The 24,146-nt window shown below is 53.5% G+C and carries 24 protein-coding genes and 1 tRNA gene; 8 read left to right on the top strand and 17 right to left on the bottom strand.

Annotated elements, in window-relative coordinates; translation table 11 throughout:
• Positions 1–177: 177 nt before the first annotated feature.
• On the bottom strand, positions 178–1,110 hold the full coding sequence (locus tag AC2FGB_RS17230) for an SdiA-regulated domain-containing protein (RefSeq protein ID WP_281996020.1): 933 nt from the start codon (positions 1,108–1,110) through the stop codon (positions 178–180).
• A 182-nt stretch (positions 1,111–1,292) separates the two neighbouring features.
• Between AC2FGB_RS17230 and AC2FGB_RS17225 the strand changes: the two genes are divergently transcribed.
• Entirely contained in the window at positions 1,293–2,051 is a 759-nt protein-coding gene (locus AC2FGB_RS17225) for a DUF4956 domain-containing protein (protein WP_142639636.1), read from the top strand.
• Here the strand turns inward: AC2FGB_RS17225 and AC2FGB_RS17220 are convergent, their stop codons facing one another.
• The 7 genes from AC2FGB_RS17220 to AC2FGB_RS17190 all read right to left on the bottom strand — a co-directional run bounded on the left by AC2FGB_RS17220 (position 2,052) and on the right by AC2FGB_RS17190 (position 7,409).
• Positions 2,052–2,921 carry a metallophosphoesterase family protein gene (locus AC2FGB_RS17220; protein WP_185956740.1) on the bottom strand — a complete coding sequence of 290 codons (870 nt, stop codon included), beginning with the start codon at positions 2,919–2,921 and terminating at the stop codon, positions 2,052–2,054. It lies immediately after the preceding gene.
• A 61-nt stretch (positions 2,922–2,982) separates the two neighbouring features.
• A complete protein-coding gene (locus AC2FGB_RS17215) occupies positions 2,983–4,416 on the bottom strand; it encodes a hypothetical protein (RefSeq protein WP_496694464.1) in 1,434 nt (477 codons plus the stop codon).
• 784 nt (positions 4,417–5,200) lie between these two features.
• Entirely contained in the window at positions 5,201–5,374 is a 174-nt protein-coding gene (locus tag AC2FGB_RS17210) for a hypothetical protein (protein ID WP_353390953.1), read from the bottom strand.
• A gap of 42 nt (positions 5,375–5,416) precedes the next feature.
• Positions 5,417–5,722: a hypothetical protein gene (locus AC2FGB_RS17205; protein ID WP_170493936.1), complete on the bottom strand. Its 306-nt coding sequence runs from the start codon at positions 5,720–5,722 to the stop codon at positions 5,417–5,419.
• Between the two features lie 54 nt (positions 5,723–5,776).
• Positions 5,777–6,391, bottom strand: a complete 615-nt coding sequence (locus AC2FGB_RS17200; protein ID WP_281996018.1) for a hypothetical protein — start codon at positions 6,389–6,391, stop codon at positions 5,777–5,779.
• A gap of 55 nt (positions 6,392–6,446) precedes the next feature.
• Positions 6,447–6,746 carry a hypothetical protein gene (locus AC2FGB_RS17195; RefSeq protein ID WP_281996017.1) on the bottom strand — a complete coding sequence of 100 codons (300 nt, stop codon included), beginning with the start codon at positions 6,744–6,746 and terminating at the stop codon, positions 6,447–6,449.
• A gap of 363 nt (positions 6,747–7,109) precedes the next feature.
• Positions 7,110–7,409, bottom strand: coding sequence for a hypothetical protein (locus AC2FGB_RS17190; RefSeq protein WP_496694462.1), 300 nt, complete (start codon positions 7,407–7,409; stop codon positions 7,110–7,112).
• A gap of 569 nt (positions 7,410–7,978) precedes the next feature.
• Between AC2FGB_RS17190 and AC2FGB_RS17185 the strand changes: the two genes are divergently transcribed.
• Together AC2FGB_RS17185 and AC2FGB_RS17180 are read left to right on the top strand one after the other, a co-directional pair.
• On the top strand, positions 7,979–8,494 hold the full coding sequence (locus AC2FGB_RS17185; RefSeq protein WP_142638993.1) for a DUF805 domain-containing protein: 516 nt from the start codon (positions 7,979–7,981) through the stop codon (positions 8,492–8,494).
• A gap of 73 nt (positions 8,495–8,567) precedes the next feature.
• Complete coding sequence (locus AC2FGB_RS17180) at positions 8,568–9,338, top strand: hypothetical protein (protein WP_496694461.1); 771 nt, start codon at positions 8,568–8,570, stop codon at positions 9,336–9,338.
• Between the two features lie 404 nt (positions 9,339–9,742).
• Here AC2FGB_RS17180 and AC2FGB_RS17175 read toward each other — a convergent pair whose 3' ends face one another.
• From AC2FGB_RS17175 to AC2FGB_RS17145, 7 genes are all read right to left on the bottom strand, one after another.
• Complete coding sequence (locus AC2FGB_RS17175; protein WP_496694460.1) at positions 9,743–10,675, bottom strand: DMT family transporter; 933 nt, start codon at positions 10,673–10,675, stop codon at positions 9,743–9,745.
• Positions 10,676–10,806: 131 nt separating this feature from the next.
• The gene (locus AC2FGB_RS17170) at positions 10,807–11,565 is read right to left on the bottom strand and encodes an alpha/beta fold hydrolase (RefSeq protein ID WP_496694459.1); all 759 of its coding nucleotides are present in this window, start codon (positions 11,563–11,565) and stop codon (positions 10,807–10,809) included.
• Between the two features lie 278 nt (positions 11,566–11,843).
• Positions 11,844–12,602 carry an SDR family NAD(P)-dependent oxidoreductase gene (locus tag AC2FGB_RS17165; protein WP_142638985.1) on the bottom strand — a complete coding sequence of 253 codons (759 nt, stop codon included), beginning with the start codon at positions 12,600–12,602 and terminating at the stop codon, positions 11,844–11,846.
• Positions 12,603–12,620: 18 nt separating this feature from the next.
• Positions 12,621–13,442, bottom strand: a complete 822-nt coding sequence (locus tag AC2FGB_RS17160) for an ABC transporter permease (protein WP_142638984.1) — start codon at positions 13,440–13,442, stop codon at positions 12,621–12,623.
• Between the two features lie 7 nt (positions 13,443–13,449).
• Positions 13,450–14,301 carry an ABC transporter permease gene (locus tag AC2FGB_RS17155; protein WP_142638982.1) on the bottom strand — a complete coding sequence of 284 codons (852 nt, stop codon included), beginning with the start codon at positions 14,299–14,301 and terminating at the stop codon, positions 13,450–13,452.
• A gap of 38 nt (positions 14,302–14,339) precedes the next feature.
• On the bottom strand, positions 14,340–15,503 hold the full coding sequence (locus AC2FGB_RS17150; protein WP_496694458.1) for an ABC transporter substrate-binding protein: 1,164 nt from the start codon (positions 15,501–15,503) through the stop codon (positions 14,340–14,342).
• A gap of 34 nt (positions 15,504–15,537) precedes the next feature.
• On the bottom strand, positions 15,538–16,638 hold the full coding sequence (locus AC2FGB_RS17145; protein WP_246097278.1) for an ABC transporter ATP-binding protein: 1,101 nt from the start codon (positions 16,636–16,638) through the stop codon (positions 15,538–15,540).
• A gap of 165 nt (positions 16,639–16,803) precedes the next feature.
• Here AC2FGB_RS17145 and AC2FGB_RS17140 point away from each other — a divergent pair, with 165 nt between their 5' ends.
• Positions 16,804–17,559, top strand: a complete 756-nt coding sequence (locus tag AC2FGB_RS17140; protein WP_246097276.1) for a helix-turn-helix transcriptional regulator — start codon at positions 16,804–16,806, stop codon at positions 17,557–17,559.
• A 247-nt stretch (positions 17,560–17,806) separates the two neighbouring features.
• The gene (locus AC2FGB_RS17135) at positions 17,807–18,358 is read left to right on the top strand and encodes a primase-helicase family protein (protein WP_496694457.1); all 552 of its coding nucleotides are present in this window, start codon (positions 17,807–17,809) and stop codon (positions 18,356–18,358) included.
• A gap of 254 nt (positions 18,359–18,612) precedes the next feature.
• Here the strand turns inward: AC2FGB_RS17135 and AC2FGB_RS17130 are convergent.
• Both AC2FGB_RS17130 and AC2FGB_RS17125 read right to left on the bottom strand, forming a co-directional pair.
• A tRNA-Gln gene (locus AC2FGB_RS17130) sits at positions 18,613–18,687 on the bottom strand.
• 438 nt (positions 18,688–19,125) lie between these two features.
• On the bottom strand, positions 19,126–19,647 hold the full coding sequence (locus tag AC2FGB_RS17125) for an SH3 domain-containing protein (protein WP_142638974.1): 522 nt from the start codon (positions 19,645–19,647) through the stop codon (positions 19,126–19,128).
• A 137-nt stretch (positions 19,648–19,784) separates the two neighbouring features.
• On the opposite strand from AC2FGB_RS17125, the gene AC2FGB_RS17120 reads away from it, so the two are divergent.
• The 3 genes from AC2FGB_RS17120 to AC2FGB_RS17110 are packed head-to-tail and all read left to right on the top strand — an operon-like array spanning position 19,785 to position 24,056.
• Positions 19,785–20,771, top strand: coding sequence for a 2-hydroxyacid dehydrogenase (locus tag AC2FGB_RS17120; RefSeq protein ID WP_281973630.1), 987 nt, complete (start codon positions 19,785–19,787; stop codon positions 20,769–20,771).
• Positions 20,772–20,822: 51 nt separating this feature from the next.
• Positions 20,823–22,616: a gamma-glutamyltransferase gene (gene ggt, locus AC2FGB_RS17115; protein WP_496694456.1), complete on the top strand. Its 1,794-nt coding sequence runs from the start codon at positions 20,823–20,825 to the stop codon at positions 22,614–22,616.
• A gap of 27 nt (positions 22,617–22,643) precedes the next feature.
• The gene (locus AC2FGB_RS17110; protein ID WP_496694455.1) at positions 22,644–24,056 is read left to right on the top strand and encodes an FAD-binding oxidoreductase; all 1,413 of its coding nucleotides are present in this window, start codon (positions 22,644–22,646) and stop codon (positions 24,054–24,056) included.
• Positions 24,057–24,146 lie beyond the last annotated feature (90 nt).

The following is a 24,146-nucleotide window of genomic DNA, read 5'->3' as shown; positions in this document are numbered from 1 at the left end:
TTATTACATGGTTCGCATGTGTGAACCTGACGCTATTCGAATATATTGATGGGTGATGTTTTTTAGAAACATATCGAACAGAGCGCAGATTTACTTAATATGCTGCACATAAGACGGCACTCATTTACACAACCCCGCTTTTCAACCATGCAGAGTAGAGAACTAGTAGGACAGTCCTCACAACTCCGGTTGCTCAAAAACATAAAGCCGCGATTTCTTGGCGTCGTCTGTCAGGATATAGAGAAGCCCTTTGGTCTCATCGAGAGCGATCCCTTCGGGATGTTTAACTTCCTTTTGTTTGGCATCTTCTGTGAACGTCAAACTGATAGATTTTACGGACTTGGACTCTGGATTGTAGACGAAAATTTGACGGCCTTTGTCACTTACAATCCAAAGAGAACGTGAAGACGGGGACCATGCTAGGCCGCTCAAATCCAGTTCATCGTTATCTACACGCTCGGAGATAAAACCTGCATCGCGGGCTAAAGGAATCATCTCAACGATTTCATCTAGCTCTGGTGATACGACCATTAACAACCTTGGTTGTCCCTCAATGCCAACGAAGACCCGCCCGGATTCCGGGTCAACGGCGATACCTTCGGGTCCCTTATTCAAAGGGTTGCCGACGAGTAATTCAGCGGCGGTCGGGTAACCTTTAAGAGATGCGAGAGGTATTGTCGTCAGTTGAATGGGGTCAGTTGGGTGAACGACTAGGATTGATCGGTCAGTTTCTTGAAGCACCAAAACAGACCCATCTTTTCGAGGTGCAACACCCTCCAAATCTGATCCTGCCAATGCTGGCAACTTGAAAGAGTTTCCTAATACCCCGTCGACTCCGAGTAGGTGCAGTTTAGGTTCGGCATCACTTACAGACCACAAGAAGCCTTCAGTGTTAGACATTGCCAAACCGGAAGGCTCTGAAAATCCCTCTGATTTGTCTGCCACCTTGAATTTATCGACCAGAACCAAACCAGCACTTTCGGCGTAGGCAAAATCGGTCCAAGGCAAGAAGGCTGCCGCAACCAAGCTGGCCGTAAAAGCGAGTCGTCTAAGTTTGCAGAAACACCGTGAAATTGTAGGTTTTGACGGAAACACTTTGTTTTCTGCCATTCAATTTTCTCGCGCTTGGACCATATCCTTGTATCAGCGTTCGTATCACAGTCCGGACGCGATGTCCGAAGAATGCACGGTAATCTCTTTACCTGATCCCGCCTGTTGCGATTGAATTGAATAGGGCACGATGTGCCTTTGGTGAAGCGTAAGCCTTTGGCGTGAGCAGGAAGGAAGACAAGTTGAATACGACCCTCACATTTGTGACCGTGTTGTTGATGCTGCTGTTGCCAGGTGCTGCGGTGTCACAAGTCGACCCTGCGACGATGCTGGCCGGGGCTTCGGAATCGGAAATTCTCATCGAACGCCAGTGGACGCAGTTTCGTGGCAAACAGGAACTGTATTTCTTTACTCTCGATGTGATCGTCACGATCATTCTGGCTGGCTTGATCGTCTATCATCCGGTGAGACGTAAAGCCCGTAGAAGTGTCAGCGATATCGTCATGCCGCGACTGTTCTTCCTTTATGCGCTTGTCGGCATGGCGGTTGGGTTTCTGGTCGTACAGCACGGATCGATGATCGGGTTCGTGATTTTTGGAATAGGAGCTCTGTTAAGGTTCCGATCAAATATGGATGACCCGGTCGACACGGTGGAAATGATTATAGTCACCGTGCTTGGGCTGGCGGTAGGGCTGGGCTTACCCTTGATGGCCACACTGGTGGCGGTTGTATGTTGGTGTTTCATTTGGCTCGGTGGGCGAAACAAGGGCGTGGAAATTTCGCTCAAGGCTTCAAACGAAGAGCACTCATTGAAAGTCAGCGGGGACATTGAAGCCATGGCCGCAGACGCTGGCTGGAAGCTGGTCAGAAAACACCACGTCCCCGGAAAGTCTCGCGTCTCATTGCTTTTCATCACCTCGGGAGGGCTTTCAGAAGCCCGGATAGAAGAGATGATAAACGATCTGGTCCCTGATAAAGTTGAGCTGAAACTCAACCTCTAGTCATTTCACAAGGTCCAAACGTTTCAACACTGCATTCGGGGATCTGATCTCTTCCGGAAGCGACTTGAAATTTACCGACCTTTCGAAGTCAGGTCCTCGATATACTGCTATCCCAAATTTTCCGTTTGGCTGGAACGTAACATGAGTGAAGCTGTGAGGTGATCTGGCTTTTGATCCGATAAGCCGTCGCGGGCCACCTCCCAAACAAGCTTGGGAGACGTAAGTAACACCATCTTTCCAACCCGGATAGAAGGCATGATGGTGGCCTGACAGATGCAGAACCACACCGCTTTCCAAATAGATTTTTTCAAGTGTTGGGTCACCGATGATTTCGCGTTCACGCTTGATCGCGAAGGGCCAAAGTGGGAGGTGACTGAAAGTGACAATCGGGTCTCCACTTGTACCCAGTTCCACAAGTCGGTCCTGCTGATCGCCGGACAGCGGCCCTAGGGTCGTAGCATCCAGAGACGCAAACGTAATGCCTTGCATCTCAAATGCGTAGAAGAACGGGTAGTCATCTGAAACCAGGAAGTCGACGTCTGGCTTTCTCGGCGTCCATTCCTCTGCGTATATTTTTCTTTCACGCTCGAACCCTCGGTAAGCGGAGGCGTCATGGTTTCCCGGCGTGACCGCAAACGGAATTCCGGCAGCCGTTAAAGGATCTGATACCGCCTCATGAAACGCTTTCCACATTTCCCTGACCTGTTTGTCGGACAAGTTGGGAATGCGCTGTCCCGCAACCATATCTCCGGTCGAAATAACCAGATCTGGATCAATCTCGACTATCCGCTCAATCGCCTTGTCGACGCGGGCATCGTATTTTACCGAACCGTAGCTTCCGTTCAGATCCGATATGACGATGACATCCAATGCCGCGGCCTTGCAGGCTAGCAGAGCTGTCCAAATGCACGCCGCAAAAAGGGTAGAAAGGTTACGGGTCACTACAGTCTAAGGCCTCTTGCTCGGCGTCGCTTGTCAGAAAAAATGCGGCGGGATCCAAATCGAATATCAATTCACCATTTGAACAATTGCTCTGGAGGATGGACGTTGCCAGCGCGGTATTTTTGACGACTTGTGCAATCTGACTGTCTGACAGCCCAAGGCTTTGCGACAGCCAGTTATAAACCGGGCCTTGAGTTTGAAGCTCACTATTCAGCGCAACCAAGCGTCGGTATGTGCTTGGAGAGAAATGCCGCATTTTCTCTAGCATTTGAGTAGATTTCGCGAAGTTGGCATACTCAACCCGCCCACCAGCATCGTTGTCGTTTAGATTGCTGCGACGGATCAATAATGCGTCGGCGGGAACGTCTCCATCGTTTGGCTGATGGTGCTTGGCCTTCCTATGCTTCAGGTCTCCGTCTTCGACCCAATACCAATAGGGTGTGAAGTCTATGTTTCCTACGCGGTCCTGCTGGCTAAAGATGAAATCTAGGAGAACAATCTCGGTAAGTTCTTGCATCCAAAATGCCATCTGTTGGTCGCTGACATCGGGGCCGAGATCCTTGTTGATCATCCGGTCTCTTCGACCTTCTCTGACGCCCTCTGCGATTGCCTCTGACAATGGTTTTGAAGACCGCAAAGCTAAGAAAGCGGGCGTTTCCTGAAAATCGCGGTTCTGACCTTTCCCCCAACCAGATTTACGGGTGCCGTTGATTTCCGAGCCGTATCGATGCCCAGGGCTATCAAGCAGCACGCCGTATATTTGCGTTCGATCCGATGTGAACAGATCATCTGTCGGTTGGTATGAGTTCGGGTCGGCATCCGCAGCTGCGAAGACCCGCCAGCCTTCATGGTTCATGCGCCCGCCATGAGAGCCGCCAGAAATCGCAAGGCCAGGCTCTGCGACCTCGGAAAAATGCGCCTGGGCGTCCATGCTACGCCAAACGGCGACTGGAACTTTGACAGTCGTGTCGAAATATCTGGAGAAATGATAGTAAAGCAGCGACGAGGTTGAAAACGTTCCACTGGTGCCCTTTTGGTTCATGGTGGACTTGAACTTAGCCACCCTGTCCTTGGCCAGATCTTTTGCCGCCTTCCCCTCCTTGCAAGCGTTTCTCTCGAATTCAGAACGGTTCCCCACGTAAGGTCCTTCCGAAATATCGTAGACGGCCATTCCTGGGCTGGTACTCCAGGTTTTTGGGCAAATAGCAATTTCGGAGGCATAGAAATCGATCTCGCAATAGGTTGTTTCTTCCTCAAGATCGCTGTTCTTATACTCGCCCATTGGAATTTTTTCGATCCGAATACAGCGTTCAGTAACGCCGTTGGGACTATCAAATGTCGTGGCTTCACCTAGAACATCGTCGTTCGCCCATAAGGCGGTGGGTGCAATGAAAGCAAGTGACCCCAGAAGGCTGAACTTCATTTGGATAGTCCTCCCAATATCATTTGGGGCAAATCGCTGCCTGTTGTTCGGTGGAGATTTTCAACTTGGGGTCGACGCTGAAGTTGGAGAATTTTGAGTCTATCCACTGGTCGCACCCGCCTGAACATGGGGCCCCGTTTCGGGCATCATCCCAATATTCCTTGGCCCTTTCTTCCGTCCAACCGCAAAACTGAACGAGCGCCATTGCCGACAATGCACCCGAGGAATGAACGCCCCACATGCAGTGTACAAGGACAGGGCCCTTTCCGGGGTTTTCAATCACCTCGTGTATGGACGCCATGACAGCACTGGGTCGGGAGGATCTGGCGCTTTGATAGTCAAAGGATCCGTTTCCACAACTGGTGCGACCGTATTCAGTGTTTTTGCCAAAGTCGGCATAAAACCCGATTGAGAACCCTTCACCACATAGAGTTTCGCGTTGACCTTCACTTAGGCCCGTTCGCTCCTTGTCGCCGCCTTTGAAACCAGAGCGATACAATACTCCACTTAAGACTGGGCGAAAGAAAGCGACACCATCAACACCGCCGTTGCTACCCTTTGAAAGCAATTGACTGTCGCTTGGGCCACCGTTTCGACTGGTCACGTCAGAATTGGCAGCGGTTGCGAGAACACCAATGAATATGAGGGACATCAAAAACCGCATGCCAGCTCCTTCCTATTTTTCAGCCTGTTATGCTCAAACTCTTCCCACTTAGTAGCCTTTTGGAGCGGTTCATTATTGGCAGCTATATCGAGTGGACGATAATCTTTCCGCCGTGAAGCATCAAATCGGCCACACCAGATTGATGATAAAGACGACAACGAAGTAGGCCAGAAAAACTTTCCAGTTCCATTGGTGCTTGTTTTCTTCGTTTATCACGCCGGCCGATTTCAATGCCAGGTTTGTGACAACTAGAGCGGCAATGATGACCGCCGCATGAGCCAGGTCGAAATGCAAACTAAAGCTCCCTTTCGCAGATGTTTGATTGATGAAAATGTGTCAGCAGTCACCTGATGGCAGCATAGTCACATCTGAGTACCTTCCCTCAGACGTCGTTATCCGAGCACAGGCACCAGTATCCTTGTTAAACCAGTACGAGGTCAGCCCTTCACTGCGGATGAGTTCAAATCCGAGACTCTGGATGCCCATTTCAGCTTGGCCCGCTCTTGCCCCTTCAAATGACGAAAGATCGCTGGAGCTGCCCACAGTTGGTGCACTTGCATCCACTGATCCGCCACTGTCGTCGCATGCTGCAAGCACAGTAATACACGCCGTGCCGATCACCAATTGGACCTTGGTTTTCATCTGTTTTTCCCTCGCTTTTTTTGGACTTGTGTTCCAGGGTTTCTGATTGATCACCTATTCAATTCCGAAAATGACGTTGTAGTCGACGGAAGAGTTGCTGCGATTGATAACCTCCACAACATGATCACCAGATTGCCAAAGCTGTCCTCGATACTCCTTGTCCGCCGACATCAATCCCAACAGTTCAGAACCATCGGGGTTGCGAATAACGTAGTCCAAGGAGCCATTTCGCGGAGCAACGCGAACGTAAAGGAACTGTTCGCTTTTGGCACCGAGAACATATTGCTGTGACGCTCCGGGCGCGAGTTCACCAACGAGTTCGGCGCCGGTGGAACCACCATCGAATTTGACACGTTGGCTACCGGTAGAACCGGCGGCGCCTGCCACTGCTCCACCGCCATCATCCATCGCCTCGACAACCGCCATTTCGCCGATGTTTCCATCCTTGTACGCGATGCAGCGCCAAAGTGTTCCACCTGCGTCTCGCAGCATGACGAGCGTACCCGCCTCTGAGAACTCTGAGCTTTCAATCGTTCCGGATTGACCGTCTGGTCCACCAACCTGCCGCAAGTGGTCGATACACGCGTCGTCTGCTTCAGACATTGCAAACGAAGCCGTGCCTGCGATTGCGAACATCGGTGCGAGGAATTTAAGTACAGCGAATTTCATCAGATGGTCCCTTGCTGGCTAATCCTTAGAGTTTTGTTCCCTACAAAGCGGAACCTCACTTAGTTACTCGTAACTTTGACAGAAACTCGTCGCATGCCTGTGCGCTGCCGACGATCTCGCCTGTCGTTTCAATTCCTTGCAGTGACGCCATCTCGGAATTAACGCGATTGAGGATCTGATCCGCTTGCTCGGCGGTGATCAGATTCTCGGCTTGTGCTCCTTTCAATGTGGTGCAGACACCGGCGGACAAGCCAGTCGCAACGCCGACACCTATCGCGGCACCGCCACCCATGGTCATCGCCCCAACCACGCCGAGGGCGAGCCCGATCACAATACCCAAGATCACTTTTCCCATGTTTTCCTCCCTTTTGGTGAGAATAAGCGCGGCTTTCACTACCGGCGCAAACCATGTGCCCATCTGCAAATCAAGACCAGCGCTAACAGGTTGAGCACCGGTGCGAGCGCCGCGAACCACGGTTTGGCCGACTCTGAGATCGAGTCCGCTACAAGTATCCAAGGTAGTCCCAACGGCAGAAGGAACACCCCGGACAAAGGGTCTCTTTCCTGTCCCAACCAGCCAAATGTGCCCGTCAAGAATGCAATCAACGCCAACAGGTAAAGGATCGCGAATACAATGATAGTGGTTCTACAAACCAAGTCGAGCCTCAGCAAATCAAGCCAGTGCTACGCAGCCGTTTTCGGCTACGCAGCAGACTGGTCACAATGCGCCTTCGTCGCCCAGGAACTCGATACCAGCTGTCGTGCCATCACTGTAAGCAATGCAATTCCAAGGAGCACGATCCTCGCCAACGCCTACAGTGACCTGTGTCCCCGCCTCGCTAAACGCGGATGAGAGCACCACGACTTGCGAATTGTTCGTTGTGCTGGCTACATCTCGCAAACACGCCTGCTGAGCGGGTGTGAGTTCGGCGGACGCACTGGATGTACTCGTATCGTCGCAGGCCGCAAGCAGTGCGAAACATGTCGCGCCTGCAATCATAACCTTCTTGTTAGTCATTTTCTTCTCCCTCTGGTTCCTTTGAAATTTGTGAAATTGGATGCGCATGTTTGAAGCTTTGGCGTCTGTGCAGCCAACAGAACACACCTCGATCCTTTGACTACCTTTCCCAAAAACTTGCCGCGGGGGGCTTGTGGGGCAGAACGACATTACGTTGACTACCGAGGCCGCCAACAACGTGTGATGGCCGTATGACGTCACTGGTAAAAGCTAGAGCGAACTTGGGAGAGAGGGCGAGTACGTTAAGTCTGAGCATCGTGTTCTCCCAAGCCAGATTATTGTGAAGTGCCTTCCGACCGCCGGCACTCACTCCAGCAGTCGGAAGGGCCCGGTAGATCGGGCGACAGCGACAACAACGGAGGTAAAAAAAAGTTGTGTCGAATTCGTATGTTCGAATATATTTTTTCATAAATCAACATTTTTTCCGCGCGTAAAACTCTTTACGCTCTCGTACGATAGGCTTCTGCTTTCAAACAAAAAGGTAAGTGGGAGTACCCAGAGGGGAGAGTGTGTTCTCCTGAGCGGCGAAATGTTTTGAGACCGCACAGAAACTGAGAAAGGAATGAAAGATGGGATTCGGTGAAGCAGTTAAAACGTGTTTCTCGAAATACTTCCAGTTCTCCGGGCGGGCTATACGCTCAGAATACTGGTGGTTCTTCTTGTTTGTGGTTCTCGTAAGTGCCGTTTTTGCCGGGTTGGATTCGATCCTGTTCGGGACAAACCCCGAAACAGGCCAAGGATCTCGGGTTCTGTCCTCTGTTTTTCAACTGGCCGTTCTCATACCAATGCTAGCCGCCGGTTGGCGGAGACTGCATGATACAGGACGACCTGGTTGGTACTTGCTGCTGCCGATGGCGCTCAGCATTACAACGCTTTTTGTTATGCTGGGTGGGGTGGCGTTCTTTTCGGTATTGGAGCAAGGGACCGAAAACCCCGATGCATTGCGAGGACCCGCGGCAGTCCTAGGCTTGACCGGTATTGTCGTTGTCTCAATTCTGCAATTCGTTCTGTCCATTCTGATGATCTGGTGGCTGACACGACCTTCCCAAGAAGGCGCAAACGAATACGGCGCACCTGCTTCCTGACCTCGCTGTGGGGGCAACAGGTCGGAATCTCTGCTGAATGAAAGTGCAAACCGCAACACCATGGAGAGAGAAAATGAGTTTCAGACCGATTTCCATTGGAACGCTAATGATGGCAATGGCGACCACAGCATCGGCGGAGTGGTCGTTCAGTTCCGGGCCTAATCCCAATGCATTTATTCAGACCGGAAACATGACGCTGGAGCTTCAGTGTAACCGTATTCGCTTTGCTCCAGCTGGATATGAGGACAGCAAGGACATTGCGGAGAAGCAAGGGCTTTCCATTCGTTTTTTGAAGAACGGCACCACCGAGGTTGGGGCATTTCAGGTTGGCGCTGAAAACGCTGTGTTGCAGATCGTTGACAATTATCCCGTCGAGATCAGTTTCAATAGTCAGCAGGACTATGGTTTTGTATTGGACCAGCTTGCGGCCAATGCATCGGTTAATTTGTCGATGATTGATCAAGATGTCAGCTATGGAATCTTCGACTTAAAAGGTTCCAGCGCGGCAATTCGGTCCCTTCGTTCTGAATGTGCTTCGGATGCCAGCCAGGGAGCCTCCTACGAAGCACCCGAAGGCATCGTCTATTGTGGAGGCGGAGCGATAGAACGCGTGATCGAACCCATGATTTTGGAAAACCCGGAGGGGGAGTGGGACGCACGAGTAACGGTCAACGGCGAGTTAATCAGAGCCATGACGGCCTACAGTTACTTCGGAAACTCCGAGCCACCGGCCGGATTTGTCGTCGCCTTGCTTGGGGAAGACAGGTCCGAATTTCTGATTTTTAGCGAAGGCTCGGTAAACTGGCTGGAGTACGGGGACTACAGGTATGATCAGTGCAATTGATGCCACCCTCCAACCAGCTTCCCAAATAGTGCGCCAGTCGAAAGGTTTGGTTTCCGCGATTGTACTTGCTTCGGGCCTTGTTTGGACCTCACCAGCTGTCGCGGCTGATGTTTCGCAACTTCCGCCCGGGTTTGCGGGCCCGTGAGGCAGTATTGTCGAAGTCGATTATTATAAATGGGTTTCTGACCGCTAGAGAGGCCGCTGCGAGACCACTAGAGACCCGCCCACTGGTGCTGAGACGACCGCTGGCGAGTCTCGTTCCGGGGGCTGACGGGGGTCGCTGGTGCTGGCGGGTTGGGGGTGTCCGCTACTCAAAAATAGAGCCGACGCTTGGCCGGGTCAGTTGGTGACGGCGAGGATCGTCACTCCGTAATGTGGTGGTCAATAGTATTCTAGAAAGCGCCTCATTTTGCTTGTTGGGGCTTGCGCCTGACAAAGCGGGAGAAAAGCCGGCCGTCGGTTACAGCAAAGCCAAGGGCAATGATGGCGAACCCGACCCAAGCCTCTGGCTCCATCTTTTCACCCAGGAATGAAACGCCAAGGCCGATAGCGAACGGTGGAATCAGTAAGGTTACCAAAAGAAGGTTGGCAGCACCTGCGCGCGCAAGGATTGCGAAATAGAGAACATAGGCCAGTGCTGTTGATAGTGCGGCCATCCCAAGAAGCGCAGACCATACGCCAGAAGACAGAGCCAAGTTTGGGGGGCCATCCATCACGAGAACAATCGGGATCATAAGCACTGTGCTGCCGATCAGCATACCAAGCGCATTCACCAGCGGTGGTTGGCCCGAAAGAGCAGTCCTGCCCCATACACCGGCAAATGCATAAGAGAGCGTCGCCCCAAGAATAGCCAGCTGTGCCAGATTGCTCGGATTGAACTCGGTCAATGCGCTTGGCCCCATAATGAAGGCCACCCCCAAAATACCCAGTGCAGCACCTGCTATCTTCTTCGGAGTCAAGGGCTCGTCCTTAAGAAGCAAACCCGCCACGACCGCTGCAAACATTGCTGTCGTAGCATTTAGGATTGAAGCCAGCCCGCTGTCGATTTGCGTTTGCCCCCAGAAGATCAGCGAGAACGGAATGGCATTATTGAGCGCCCCCATTACGAGGTAAGCGCCCCATGCCCGAGGGGTGCGTGGAACACTCAGTCCTTTGAAAAAGACGATTAGCGCAAGAATAGGAACCGCCCAAAAAACCCTGTGCAATGTAATTGTAAGTGGTGGCACCTCTGACAGGGCTACCTCACCAAAAAAGAACGACCCGCCCCAAACCGCGGCGAGCAAAAGCAGCATGACGCTGGCTGTAAAATCCATTGCTGGCATGGGTTGGTTTGTCATGTCTTCTGCTTCCGTCACTAACTATTACCTAACGGATTAGCTTACGTGACCGCGACACCGCGACCCGTTTCTTGCGGAAATCCAATACAAAGCCAACTTTCATCTATCCAATTGTGAACGGCTGCGTTCACCTATCGGTGGAGTGCCTCAGCAATCATTTCTGCAAGCCTTTCGGGCTGATCTACGCTCGCCCAGTGAGTGGCGTTTTCGAGAATAATCCGATCCATCTTGTTTTCTTCCAGCCACCGGACGGTGCTGTCCGGACAGTTGTCAGGATTGTAGAGATAAATCACATTTGCCGCGCTTTGCAAAAGCTCGCCGGGCACGCAGCCTGTTGAAAAATGCCGTGCGTCGGTGCCGAGTTGCCACAGCGCCAGAGTATAGGCCTTCGATACTTCATTATGATACCGTCGGATGATCGGTGCCGTTTTCGCCATTTCATCAAGCCGCTCAAGAAACGCTGCACGAAACGCAACCGGATCACTGTAGTCCGCGGCAGTTCCAGAAAAATAGGCATCCTCGGCGGTGATATTACCCTCTAGAGAAATAATGGTTGTCAAAGGACAGTCGGCCCTTTTGGCGGCCAGGGAGGCTATGATTGAAGCAACCGAATGAGCGACAATGATCTCAGCTCCGTGCTTGATCGCTTTGTCGGCGACGGTTTGTGCAAGTGCTTCAAGAGTTGTTGCCTTTGCCAGAGGCTGAGCGCCAAATCCCGGAAGATTGATGGGTAGCAAACGATAGCTGTTGGCGAGGTGGGTGTCAGCCAAACCTTCAAACATGCTCGCATTGTCACCAAAGCCTGCAACACAGAGAATGGCGGGTCTTTCATCGTTCACTTGACTGGGGTGTTTGGTCATTTTGGCTTCCAGAGCATCGTTTGCAGACATTAACACGGCTCCGCAGTATTCGACAATTTGGGCTCACTCCCTGGTTTCGCCGCCTGAAGCGCGAACTATGGCTCCTGATTTCCCAACGTCCGTGCATTGAACGACATGACACAAGATCAAAGACTTGACCCGATCCTCCTATGGCCGGTCTCGATCAGCCGATCACAACGGTATTGCCGCGCGAGCATCGGGCCGAGCTGAGCCCAAAGCGGGCTGAAATGTGCTCGCAAAAAATGAAGTGCGGCGATAGACATTCTCTTGAGTGGTCCAACCCATCACTAAATGCATTCACCGCCATCGATAACCAAGGCTTGCCCAGTCATAAAAGCGGATTCATCTGAAGCTAGATAGACGATCCCATGGCCAATCTCTTCAACTGTCGCCCACCGGCTCATAGGGATCGCCTGCTCGATGTAGCTTTCCAGTTTGGCACGGCCACCCATCTGCTTCTCGAAGCCTGCATTGAAGGGGGTGTCCACAAATCCTGGACAAAGGGCATTGAAACGGATTGCATGGACAGCGTAATCGGCTGCCATCTGCCGGACCATCGCAACAGCTGCGTGCTTTGTGGTCGCATAGGCGATCATACCCCGGTCGTATTGAACGCCAGAATTGGAAGCAGTGACGATCACGCTGCCTCCACCTTGTGATTTCATATGGGGGACGGCTGCACGCGCGGCAATGAAGTGGGCGCGGACGTTCAATGCCCAAGAAGCATCCATTCCAACCGGTTCCACTTCTTCCAGCGTTCCTTCGATCTGTAACCCAGCATGAGAGTGCAACACGTCGAGCCGACCGAAGTTTTTAACTGCTTCGTCTATGGTTTTGGTAAGGGCATCGTCATCGGTTACATCAAGCTGTAAGGCAGATGCTTGATTTCCCTGTGCAATGATCTCGGCCACAGTGGCGTCAGCAAGTGTTGCATCGCGATCCGTTACCATGACATGCGCACCCTCTTGCGCCATTGCCATTGAACCCGCCCGACCAATTCCTGATCCCGCGCCCGTCACGAGCGCGACTTTACCTGCAAGCCGCATGTCACTTGGCTCCTTTATTTAACTATTCGATTTTGAGGCGCCTCGGCGCAAAAGAAGTTGCGCTGTAACGAGAAGCAAGAGCGACGCGCCCATAACCATAGTGCCTATGGCATTGATCTCGGGCGTTACGCCGCGCCGGATGGATGAGAATATGTAGATTGGCAGGGTTGTTTCTGAGCCAGCTACGAAGAACGCGATGATGAAATCATCAAATGAGAAAGTGAAGCTGAGCAGGAAGCCCGCCAAAATTGCCGGGGCTATCAACGGCAGTGTCACCTGCCGAAAGGTGCCCCAGGGCGTCGCAAAGAGGTCCGCCGAAGCTTCCATGAGCGCGCGGTCCATACCCGATAGCCTTGCACGTACGATGATTATGACCAGCGCCATTGTGAACATGGTGTGCGCAGCGACAAGCGTGGGCATCCCCATGGAAAGTTGCGGGGGATTTGCTCCATCGGGCCATAGGCTGGCAAGAACTGGGTTAAGCCAGCCGAATACGGTAACCAAGGCAATGAGCGTCGCGATACCGATGACGATACCGGGTATCATTATCGCAACATAAATCATCGCGTCGAACAAAGTTCGGAGCCATCCCTTAACCCCTTGTAAAGCGATGGCAGCCATGGTTCCGAGAGTGGATGCGAGGCAAGCAGTTATGAATGCTGCAAGCAGACTGGTCTCGAGCGCGTCCATAACAAATGGGTTGTTGAGCGCTTTGCCATACCATTGGGTCGAGAAACCCATGAACTGGCTTGCGTGTCGTCCGGCATTGAAGCTGAAAAGCGCGATGATGCCGATGGGAATATAGAGAAAAAGGTAGACGCAAATCGCGTATAAGCGCATCGGATCCTCACATCAGCGAGACATCTTCGCGCTGGCCACCCAGACGCGAGATGAATTTCATGTAAATTGAGACAGTGACAAGCATTACGACAACCAGAGTCATTGCGACCGCCGATCCGTACGCCCAGTTTCGAGACTGCAGGAACAGGTCCACCAGCGCATTTCCGACGAAAAAGACCTTTCCGCCACCTAAGATCGCTGGGATCAGAAACTCGCCCATCAGCAAGATGAAGACCAGCATGCAGCCAGTTGCGATACCAGGTACCGACAAAGGAAGTGTCACCTGACGGAACGTACGCCATGGGGTAGAGCCGAGATCAGCCGAGGCTTCCAGAAGGCGTTTATCCAGTTTGTCCAAGCTTACAAAAATTGGGAAAACCATCAAAGGTAGATACCCATAGACAATCCCCACAAGCACGGCGAACGGCGTATTTATCAGGCGGACATCATCGATGCCGATCGACTCCAGTAAAGCGGGCAAGCCACGCCCCCCAAGGATGAAAATCCATGCGTATGACCGGATCAGGATCGATGTCCAGAACGGCACGATCACCAGGATCAACAGCGAAGTTCTCCACTTTGGTGAACAACGCACCGCAAGAAAGTAGGCGAGCGGGTAGGCAATTACCAACGCAGCGATAGTCCCCAGAGGTGCAAGGATCAAAGTGTTCTTAAACGCCGTCCATCGCGCAGGAAGGTTGGCATATTGTTCCAGCGTGAACGCTGGAACATAGCCTCCGGCGGCACCCCGTTCGCCAAAGGAAAAGACGAAGACGACCAGCAGAGGAAGGGCAAGCATTACCAATAGCCATATTCCTGCCGGTGCCAGCAACAGTGCTTTTCTGCCTCGTTCGGTCATATTGTCCTCGTCTTTTCCGATATTGGCGGCCTTGCCGCTTAGGCCGACTTGAAGCGGGCGAGCAACTCGGCACGGTTTGGATCGGTTAGCGTAGCCGCCGCGCCGAACTCGAGCGCACTCAGAAGGTCAGCTGCCGGATAAAGGATCGGATCTTCCAGCAATTCCTTCGGCAGCAACTCATTGGTGCGAGCATCAGCCGATGGATAGCCATGAGCGAGGACTTCTTTCGCATTAACTTCCGGGTTCAGCAGGAAGTCGATCAAGGCATAAGCGGCATCCATATGGGGTGCGCCCTTAGGAATAGCGTAGTAGTCGGACCAGAGTTCACCGCCCTCAGCTCCCAGAACGTAGGCGATTTCAGGCATGTCGACATTCATCTGCTTGCCGTCACCTGTCCAGCACATCGTCATCCAGGCGTCACCGTTACGCATCGGTGGCTGATAGTCCGACGAGATTGCAAACAGATGCGGTTTAGCATCCAGCAACAATTTCTCGGCATCGGCCAGTTCCTTCTCATCGACCGAGTTGAAGGAGTAGCCGAAGTATTTCAGGGCATTACCGATGGTGGTGAGTTGGTAATCATGCACCATTGTCCGACCTGAGTAACCTTCCATAGTAAGGTCCCAGAACTCTTTCCATGTGGTTGGAGTCGGAGCGCCGTCAAGCTTGCTAGTATTCACTGCAAAGCCGGTCGTGCCCCAGTTTTTCGGCACCGCGTAAAGTTGGCCATCGACAGAGCCGGCATCCGAAAAGCGTTGTTCGAATGAACCTGCGTCGTAGTTTGGCAGTTTGGACGTATCGAGCGGGATGATCAGATCTTCGCCCACATACGTAGTGATCGTGTAGTTCGTCGGTACGAAAACGTCCCAACCAGACCCACCTGCCTGCAGTTTTGCCAACATCTCTTCGTTCGAGCCAAAAACATTGACCTGAACATGAGCGCCAGTGGCTTCCGTGAAGGCTTCGAAGTTCATCTCGTCATGGTAGTTCGGCCACGTGGCGAGGATCACTCGGTCGCCAATGTCTCCGGCAGCAAATGCCGGGCGTGGACGCAACCCAGGCATAGCCGTGCCCAGAACGGCCGTTGCCATCCCAAGACCTGTCACGCCCAAAAAATGTCGCCGTGTGACGGAACCCTTTTGGTACCGGCGAAGCTCTTCCATGAACTTTTGCTTGGAAATAGTCCCATTATCCTTGGTCATTGTGAACCTCTCTGTTGTTGGATTGCGGGATTTGTTAATTTTCCAGGATCAGCAGTGCGCCTTCGCCCCATGAAACAAAGGCCTGCTCTCCCGCATTGAACGTCCCCTCGTTCAATTCCGCTTGCCTTGGCACAAGTACGTGGAAATCACCCAGTGCTTCGTTGCGCGCAAGGTATTCTGTGTGCTCCCCAAGGAAGATCCGATTTTGAATGGTAACTGGCAGAGCGATTTCAGCTGCGGGTAGCGCGCGGGTCAGCGTGATCTGTTCAGGACGGATACTGACGCACACTACCTGCCCTACATCGATTGGGATCTCCGGAGTTCCGTGCACCTTTTGGCCACTCGCTAAACGCACAGTGATTTGCTCGGCTGCTGCGTCAGTTACGGTTGCATCAAAGAAATTCGAGGTGCCTACAAATCCTGCCACATAGCGGCTGCGGGGCATGTCATAGAGTTCACGTGGGCTGCCTACCTGCACAATACTGCCGCCTTCCATCACACAAATTCGGTCGGACATTGAAAGCGCTTCTTCTTGGTCGTGCGTGACGAGGACAAAAGTTATTCCTAGTTGTCGTTGCAGGTTCTGCAGTTCAAACTGCATTTCTTTTCGAAGCTTTCGATCCAGAGCAGCCATTGGTTCATCGAGCAGCAAAAGCTTGGGCTCGTTTACGATCGCACGCGCCAAAGCGACGCGTTGCTGCTGACCACCAGACATCTCCCAGATGCGACGTGGGCCAAATCCACCAAGACGAACAGTTTCCAGCGCTTGCTCAACCTTTGTCGCGATTGTTTGTTTGTCTACGCGTGGTCGTTGTTGGCGCAGGCCGTACGCGATGTTGTCGAACACACTCAGGTGAGGAAAAAGAGCGTAGTGCTGAAACACCATGTTGACTGGGCGATGGTGCGCATCCAAGTCGTTGACGACTTCTCCATCGAGCAACACCTGACCTTCGGTTGGCTTCTCGAAACCTGCCAGCATTCTAAGTGCAGTGGTTTTGCCGCAACCAGATGGGCCTAAGAATGACAGGAACTCTCCTTTCCCAATGGAAAGATTCAGGTCTTTGGCAGCGACCACATTCCCGAAGGTCTTGGTCACTCCTCGGAGTTCCGCAATCGTCTGCATGGTGACGCTCATGTCAAAGCTCATATACTGCCGTTTTCCTTTTGCTTGATTTTTTGGCATTTACTGGCATACCACTCAAACAAGGAAAAAGTAACAATAACTCGGAATAACTGTATATACCACAATTGGGGTATAGGGGTGCTTTTCGAAAATCTGGAGCTGCGTGTGTACGATTGGATGGAGGAGGCCGGCAGGGTCGTGGAGAAGATCGGAACCCCAGAGTTTCCCTGTGTTTTAGCAGATGGCTTACGGCAGGTCGCGCCATTCGATTTTACTGTAGTGTTTGGCCATGTCGGAACCGAAGCACCAATAGACCTTCACGACGATTTCCCCAAAAGCAAACGGCGTATTTTTGTTGAGGACTACCAAGCCGGGCCCTACGTACTTGATCCATTTTTTTTGGCCGCGACAAAACCGATAACACCGGGTCTGTACCGCATGCGCGATATCGCACCGGACAGGTTCTATCAGGGCGAATACTATCGCAGCTATTACAAAAGGACTGGGTTAGCAGAGGAGATTGGCTACTTTATCGATATCCCAGGCGCTGGGATGGTTGTGGTCTCGCTCATGCGAGCAGAGAAGCCTTTTTCCGCCAAGGAAATTCGCCATTTGCACGCTCTATGGCCGCTCGTTCGGGCAGCCTGTTGCAAACATTGGAGTGACTTTCCATCGATGGCCCGCGGCGCCGCAGCGAATGGCGTTAGTCGTCGCGTCGATCTAGCATTCCAGGCATTTGGCGATGGCGTTCTGACACCACGAGAACGAGAAGTTGTTGAGTTCACATTGAAGGGCCATTCGGCAGAAGCTGTCGGCACAATTCTCGGCATCTCTCCAGGCACAGTCCGCATCCACAGACGCAACATTTACGCGAAACTTAGGATCAATTCGCAGGGTGAGCTTTTTTCAAAGTTCATTGAAAAGGCACTTTAAAAGGTTCCTTGAACACCCACTTTGTCCGTATTGTCGACCTTGCTACCGTGTGATCCGGAACGCCCCAACTCTACCTGAGGCGGCAACTGATATCGAAAAGGACGTGGCATTACTTGCTCGGCAGATCAGCAAGTGGGTTGTCCGCTATAAAAATCAGTTCTATCTACCTGAACGTCCCTCACATCCTCTGTCGCAGGCGGAGGCCAAACGTATCTGCTTGGGTAGGATGCGGAGCAACTACCCCACGATGGAGTTTACTCCAGGCCATGTGCGAGCGGTGTTTCAGCGGGCTTTCGAAGAAATCCACGATGATCCTAGCCAGAATGTTCGGATATGGAACGGAACTACGAAGTGCCGCCCCGACATCAAAGAGCCGATCATACCTGAGGGCGATACAGTTGCTCTCAACGCTTGGAATGAACCGGCCTATCGCGACCTTGCAGTGGCCGACGCTGACACGACTATGTTCGATCGGTTTCTTGAGCGTATCTTCGGCCACGAGGCTGACCGCCGCGTCGTCAAGGATTGGGTGCCGTGGGGTCTTCAGAATGAGGCTGAGAAACTAGCTTGGGCTTTGTTCTTTTACTCCCGATATAAAGGGACAGGTAAATGCACCCTCTGCACCCTGATCACCAAGCTGTTCGGGGAAGAAAACTCGATCACGCAAAACAGCGTTGCCAAGCTGACCGGGAAGTTCAACAAGCCGATTCTGGACAGTAAGCTTGTGGTATCAGAGGAACTTCAACTGAAGCCGGATTCAGGTCGCTGGTGGACGGGTGAGAGGTTCGGTTGGTTATGACCGCCGTGATAACCTTGAGGATGAGCGTGACCGGCAGGCGAACGGGGTCGATTGGGATATGCTATAGACCTGTGGCTATGCAGAAACCTCGACTTCGGAACAGCTAACCCGTTCCTCCCGCAACGTGGGAGGGGCACCCCCGCAGAACCCGCTATGATTGTTAACGGGTGGTTCGGGTGGCTGGGGCATAAACGGGGGCATTTCTCGGAGGGTTTAGCCCCAAGAGCCTGTTGTCGTTCTATGATCTGATGAACTGGCTGGGGTGGTAGGATTCGAACCTACGATACACAGTACCAAAAACTGCTGCCTTACCACTTGGCTACACCCCAACGGTGAGGCGCTATCTACGATTGTTGTTGGTAGGGTTCAAGAGCTTTCAGGCAAAAAAATTAGGCCAGTTATAAAAAAGATTCAGAGCATCTTTCACGGGTCATGTTAGCAGCACCTCTTCCTGCCCGAAGGTGTTGAACATGGTTTGACGGCAACGGCTGTGAATTGGCTCTTCCGCCAAAGAAGCATGACTCTGCGGACAGATGTTGAACGGCTGGGCCGGGCGAGGATTCGTCTGGCAGGCGGACAGGAAGCAGGTTTTCGATTGGTTTAACGAGGGCGAGTGGCAGTCGCGAATGTGGTCTTTCTGGCGCTGCACCCCTTTGTTGCGCCTCCTGCTTACGTAGGGCCGCCCAATGCCGAAGCAGATAACAAGAATAAGCAAGTTCGAGAGTGGCGGATCGGGAACTTCATTGCCGGTTGCTCTGAGATCAGCGCTACTCGCGAATCTCTGAGGGATCGACGCCCCAAAGGTTGGATTTCAGGGCCCAGCCACGATATCCACCTGCAGAGATGCGACACCACTCGATCGTGCAGGTTCCAAGCCGCGCGACAACGCCGGTTTCAAACCGCGCACTGACCTGCGAGTTTGGGTCCGGGTTGGAATAGACCGGCAGCAAGTCGGATTCGATCAGTACTGTGCGCACGCCAGACAACAAGGCGTAATGGACCCAACCCCCTGCGCCATCGCGGTCCTGAACCTTTCTCCAGTTGCCATATTCCGCCGTCACCTGCAAAGGCATCCCGCGCCGTTTGAACACCCAGTCGATTCGATGCGACAGGGATGGTCCTCTGCGCACGTTTCCCTCGGCCGCTTTCATGGAAACATACCGTGGCAAAGGCAGATTCGTGACCTGGCCGCGCTTATCCTGTGCGCTGGCCACAAAGGGACCAAGCACAAGCAAAATTACTGAAAAAAGCGCCAGAATCCGGCGATTTACTGGTAGGAGAACACTCACTGACAGTCTGCTCTTATGCCTGTTAATTTTGCTTCGAAAAAAGGTTGGATCAATGCCCAGGGGTTCTTGTGCCCCGCCTTATCCTGCGCCACGATGCCATGACGCGCGAAAGTTTGCAAAGCAGTGGGAGTACACAGGTGCCTAGAGAACGTCTGAGTGTTGTCGTTACGCGACGGTTGCCCGAGGCTGTTGAAACCCGATTGAGCGAGCTGTTCGATGTCCGGTTGCGTGCGGACGACGCACCCATGACCCGAGAAGAGCTTGTAGCGGCCGTACAAGAAGCGGATGTACTTGTACCAACGGTTACAGACTCGATTGATGGCGGATTGCTGGGGCGGGCGGGTGAAAGGCTGCGACTGATCGCCAACTATGGGGCAGGGGTTGACAATATCGATGTCGCAACCGCCCGTCAGCGCGGCATCCTTGTGTCGAATACGCCCGGTGTGCTGACCGACGATACTGCGGATATGACTATGGCGCTGATATTGGCCGTGACCCGCCGCATCCCCGAGGGGCTGTCCGTCATGCAAAAAGGGGACTGGCAAGGATGGTCACCCAACGCGTTGCTGGGTGGGCGGATCGGTGGGCGGCGTCTTGGCATTTTGGGGATGGGCCGGATTGGTCAGGCGGTTGCCCGTCGTGCCAGTGCCTTCGGAATGCAGATACATTACCACAACCGTCGTAGGTTGAGACCGGAGACAGAGCAAGAGCTTGAGGCGACCTATTGGGAAAGCCTTGATCAGATGGTCGCACGGATGGATGTGATCTCGGTCAACTGCCCGTCTACGCCTTCGACTTTCCACCTGATGAATGCCCGGCGGCTAAAGCTGATGAAGCCGAGTGCAGTGCTAGTCAATACGTCACGTGGCGAAGTAGTCGATGAAAACGCGCTAACCCGCCAAATCCGGTCAGGCGATATCGCAGGTGCAGGTCTTGACGTTTATGAACACGGAACGAAGGTGAACCCTCGCCTACGGCAGTTGCCGAACGTGGTTCTGTTGCCGCATATGGGATCTGCCACGCTTGAGGGGCGGATCGAAATGGGCGAAAAAGTTATCATAAATATCAAGACATTCGAAGACGGCCACCGACCACCGGACCAGGTTGTTCCGTCCATGTTATAGTACGCGGCTTGGTGGCCTGACGATACAAAGTCAATTTTTCAGGAGGATACTATGAAACGAAGTCTGATTTCGGGATTGCTTTTGGCAACCATGACCTTTGCCGGGCCGTTGGCCTCTCAGGAAGCTGCGGATGCAGTTGCACCGGAGGGTGGTACTGACGGGCAGGTTCAAGGCCTGACCGCAGAAGTCATAGCCTCACTCGAAGCGAAATTGGCCGGTGAACCCGTGACGTCACAGAACTGGATGGTGGCCGCGGCCAACCCTCTGGCGGTTGAGGCCGGGGCCAAGGTGCTGCGGGCAGGCGGTTCGGCGGCTGATGCGATGGTTGCCGTGCAGGTTGTACTTGGTTTGGTCGAGCCGCAATCCTCAGGCCTTGGTGGTGGTGCATTTCTGGTCTGGTATGATGCGGCCTCTGGCAAGCTGACAACACTGGACGGACGTGAATCCGCCCCGCTTGAGGCCACCCATCGTCTGTTTCAGGACGAGAATGGCGAACCGCTGAAATTCTTTGATGCGGTTGTCGGAGGACTTTCCGTCGGCACACCCGGCACCCCGGCTTTGTTGGAAGAGGCGCATCGCCGCTGGGGCCGCAGCCCGTGGCCCGGCCTGTTTTCTGACGGCATTAATTTGGCTGATGAGGGTTTTTTGGTTTCCCCTCGATTGGCCAGCCTTGTTGAGAATGACGCGGAACGCCTGTCGCGATTTCCCGAGACAGCCGCGTATTTCCTGCCGGATGGACAGCCGCTTGCACAGGGGCAGCGGTTGACGAACCCGGCCTATGCGGAAACGCTGCGCATCATGGCTGCGGAAGGATCAGCTGGATTCTACGGAGGAGAGATTGCCGCCGGGATCGTCAGCGCGGTTCGCAACGCGCCTGGGAATCCGGGCGTGCTGTCTGGTACAGATCTGGCGCTTTATCAGGTCATCGAACGTGACCCCGTCTGCGCCACCTACCGCGTTTATGAAGTCTGCGGAATGGGCCCGCCATCCTCAGGGGCGCTGACGGTCGGGCAGATTCTGGGCATGTTGAACGGCTATGATCTGGCAGCGTCAGGCCCCGAAGATATCAGATCCTGGCGGCTGATCGGGGATGCTTCGCGTTTGGCTTTTGCCGACCGTGGGCGCTATATGGCTGACCATGATTTTGTCCCGATGCCGACACAGGGGCTGGTCGATCCTGCCTATTTGTCCGAACGGGGCGCGTTGCTGAGCGGTGAGGCCGCATTGATCGACGCCGTTCCGGGGAATCCCGAATTTGACCATGCCTCGAACTGGGCGGATGATATCTCGCTGGAACTTCCGTCGACCTCGCATATTTCGATCGTGGACCAGTATGGCAATGTGCTGTCCATGACCACGACGATCGAAAACGGCTTTGGATCGCGGCTGATGACCAACGGGTTCCTGTTGAACAATGAGCTGACCGATTTCTCGTTCAAAACCCACAGCGATGGCGTTCCGATTGCCAACCGTCTGGAACCGGGCAAACGCCCGCGCTCATCCATGAGCCCGACCATTGTGATGCAGGACGGTGCACCGGTTCTGGCCATCGGATCGCCGGGTGGAAGCCGGATTATCGGCTATGTTGCCAAGTCGATCATCGCCTGGGCAGATTGGGATATGGATGTGCAACAGGCCTTGGCACTGCCGCATCTGGTCAATCGTTTCGGCACGTTCGACGTGGAACAGGGCACCGGGGCCGAAGGGCTTTCGGATGCGCTGACCGAACTTGGCTATGAGGTCAACGCACGTGATCTGACTTCAGGTCTTCATGCCATCGAGATCGGGGGCATGCTGACAGGCGGTGCCGATCCGCGACGTGAGGGCATTGCGCTGGGCGAATAGTCTAGCGGCCAGTCAGAAAGGGAAAGCATGGTGCAAGCAAAGTCGCTTCGGCGAAACGAGGCGGGGATTGAAACGGTCGTCGGCATTCTGAAACAGCAATTCGGCGACCGTTTGCAAACGGGTCAGGCGATCCGCGAGCAGCACGGGCATACGACCACATGGATCGAAAACCAGCCCCCTGATGCAGTGGTGTTTCCGCATTCGACCCAGGAAGTCTCGGAAATCGTCAAGGCCTGCGCCACGCATAAGGTCCCTGTGATTGCCTTTGGCACCGGAACCTCGCTGGAAGGGCATGTGAACGCGCCAGCCGGTGGCATTTCGGTCGATCTGTCTCAGATGAACAAGGTACTGGCCGTTCATTCCGATGATTTGGATTGTGTCGTGCAACCAGGTGTAACGCGAGAGGAGCTGAATACTCATCTGCGTGATCAGGGTCTGTTCTTTCCGATTGATCCCGGTGCGAACGCCTCGCTGGGCGGTATGGCGGCGACCCGTGCTTCGGGAACCAATGCGGTGCGCTATGGCACGATGAAGGACAATATCCTTAGCCTTGAGGCCGTGATGCCGGACGGGCAAATCATCCGAACCGGGCAGCGGGCCAGAAAGTCGTCGGCCGGGTATGACTTGACCCGCCTGATGGTGGGCGCAGAGGGCACGCTGGGCATCATCACAGAACTCACTCTGCGTCTGCAAGGCATCCCCGAAGCGATCACCTCGGCGCGTTGTGTGTTTCCTTCTGTCGACGCGGCATGTCAGGCTGTAATGATGACGATCCAGTACGGCGTTCCCGTGGCCCGGATCGAGTTGTTGGACGAGGTGTCGGTGAAGGCCGCAAACGCCTATTCGGGACTGGCCTTACCGGAAACCCCGCTTTTGCTATTGGAGTTTCATGGATCGACTGGTGGTGCGGTCGAGCAGGCTGAGACATTTGGTCAGATCGCCGAAGAGTTCGGCGGCACAGATTTCGCGGCCACTTCGACAACCGAAGAACGCAACAAACTCTGGCAGGCACGCCATGATATGTATTGGGCCAGCTTGCAGTTGCGCCCGGGTGCGCGGGGCATATCAACCGATGTTTGCGTACCGATCTCGCGACTGGCAGAATGCGTGACTGCGACCCGAAACAAGGCCAAGGAACTTGGGCTTTTGGCGCCGATTGTCGGGCATGTAGGGGACGGTAATTTTCACACCTTGCTGTTGATCGACATGGAAAACGCCGACGAAGTGGCCAAAGCGGACGGGTTTGTTGGGTGGTTGAATAACCTTGCGATCGAGATGGAGGGAACCTGTACCGGGGAACATGGGATCGGGCAAGGAAAGCGGTCATACCTGGCCAAGGAGCTAGGGGCAGCGCTGACCTTTATGGAGGCGGTGAAAAAGGCGCTTGATCCCGACAATATCATGAACCCTGGAAAAATATTTCCGGCTCGGGACGGGTAAAAACCGCGCGGATTATTCCGTATCTAGGCCACAAGGATGCCTCAATTTTCAAAGATTCTGCGCGAAATAAGCAGTGAATGAATATTGAGG

Source organism: Ruegeria sp. CDSC021 (assembly GCF_059610845.1).
The sequence above is the reverse complement of the archived record's forward strand: the minus strand, read 5'-3'. Positions and strand labels throughout refer to the sequence as shown.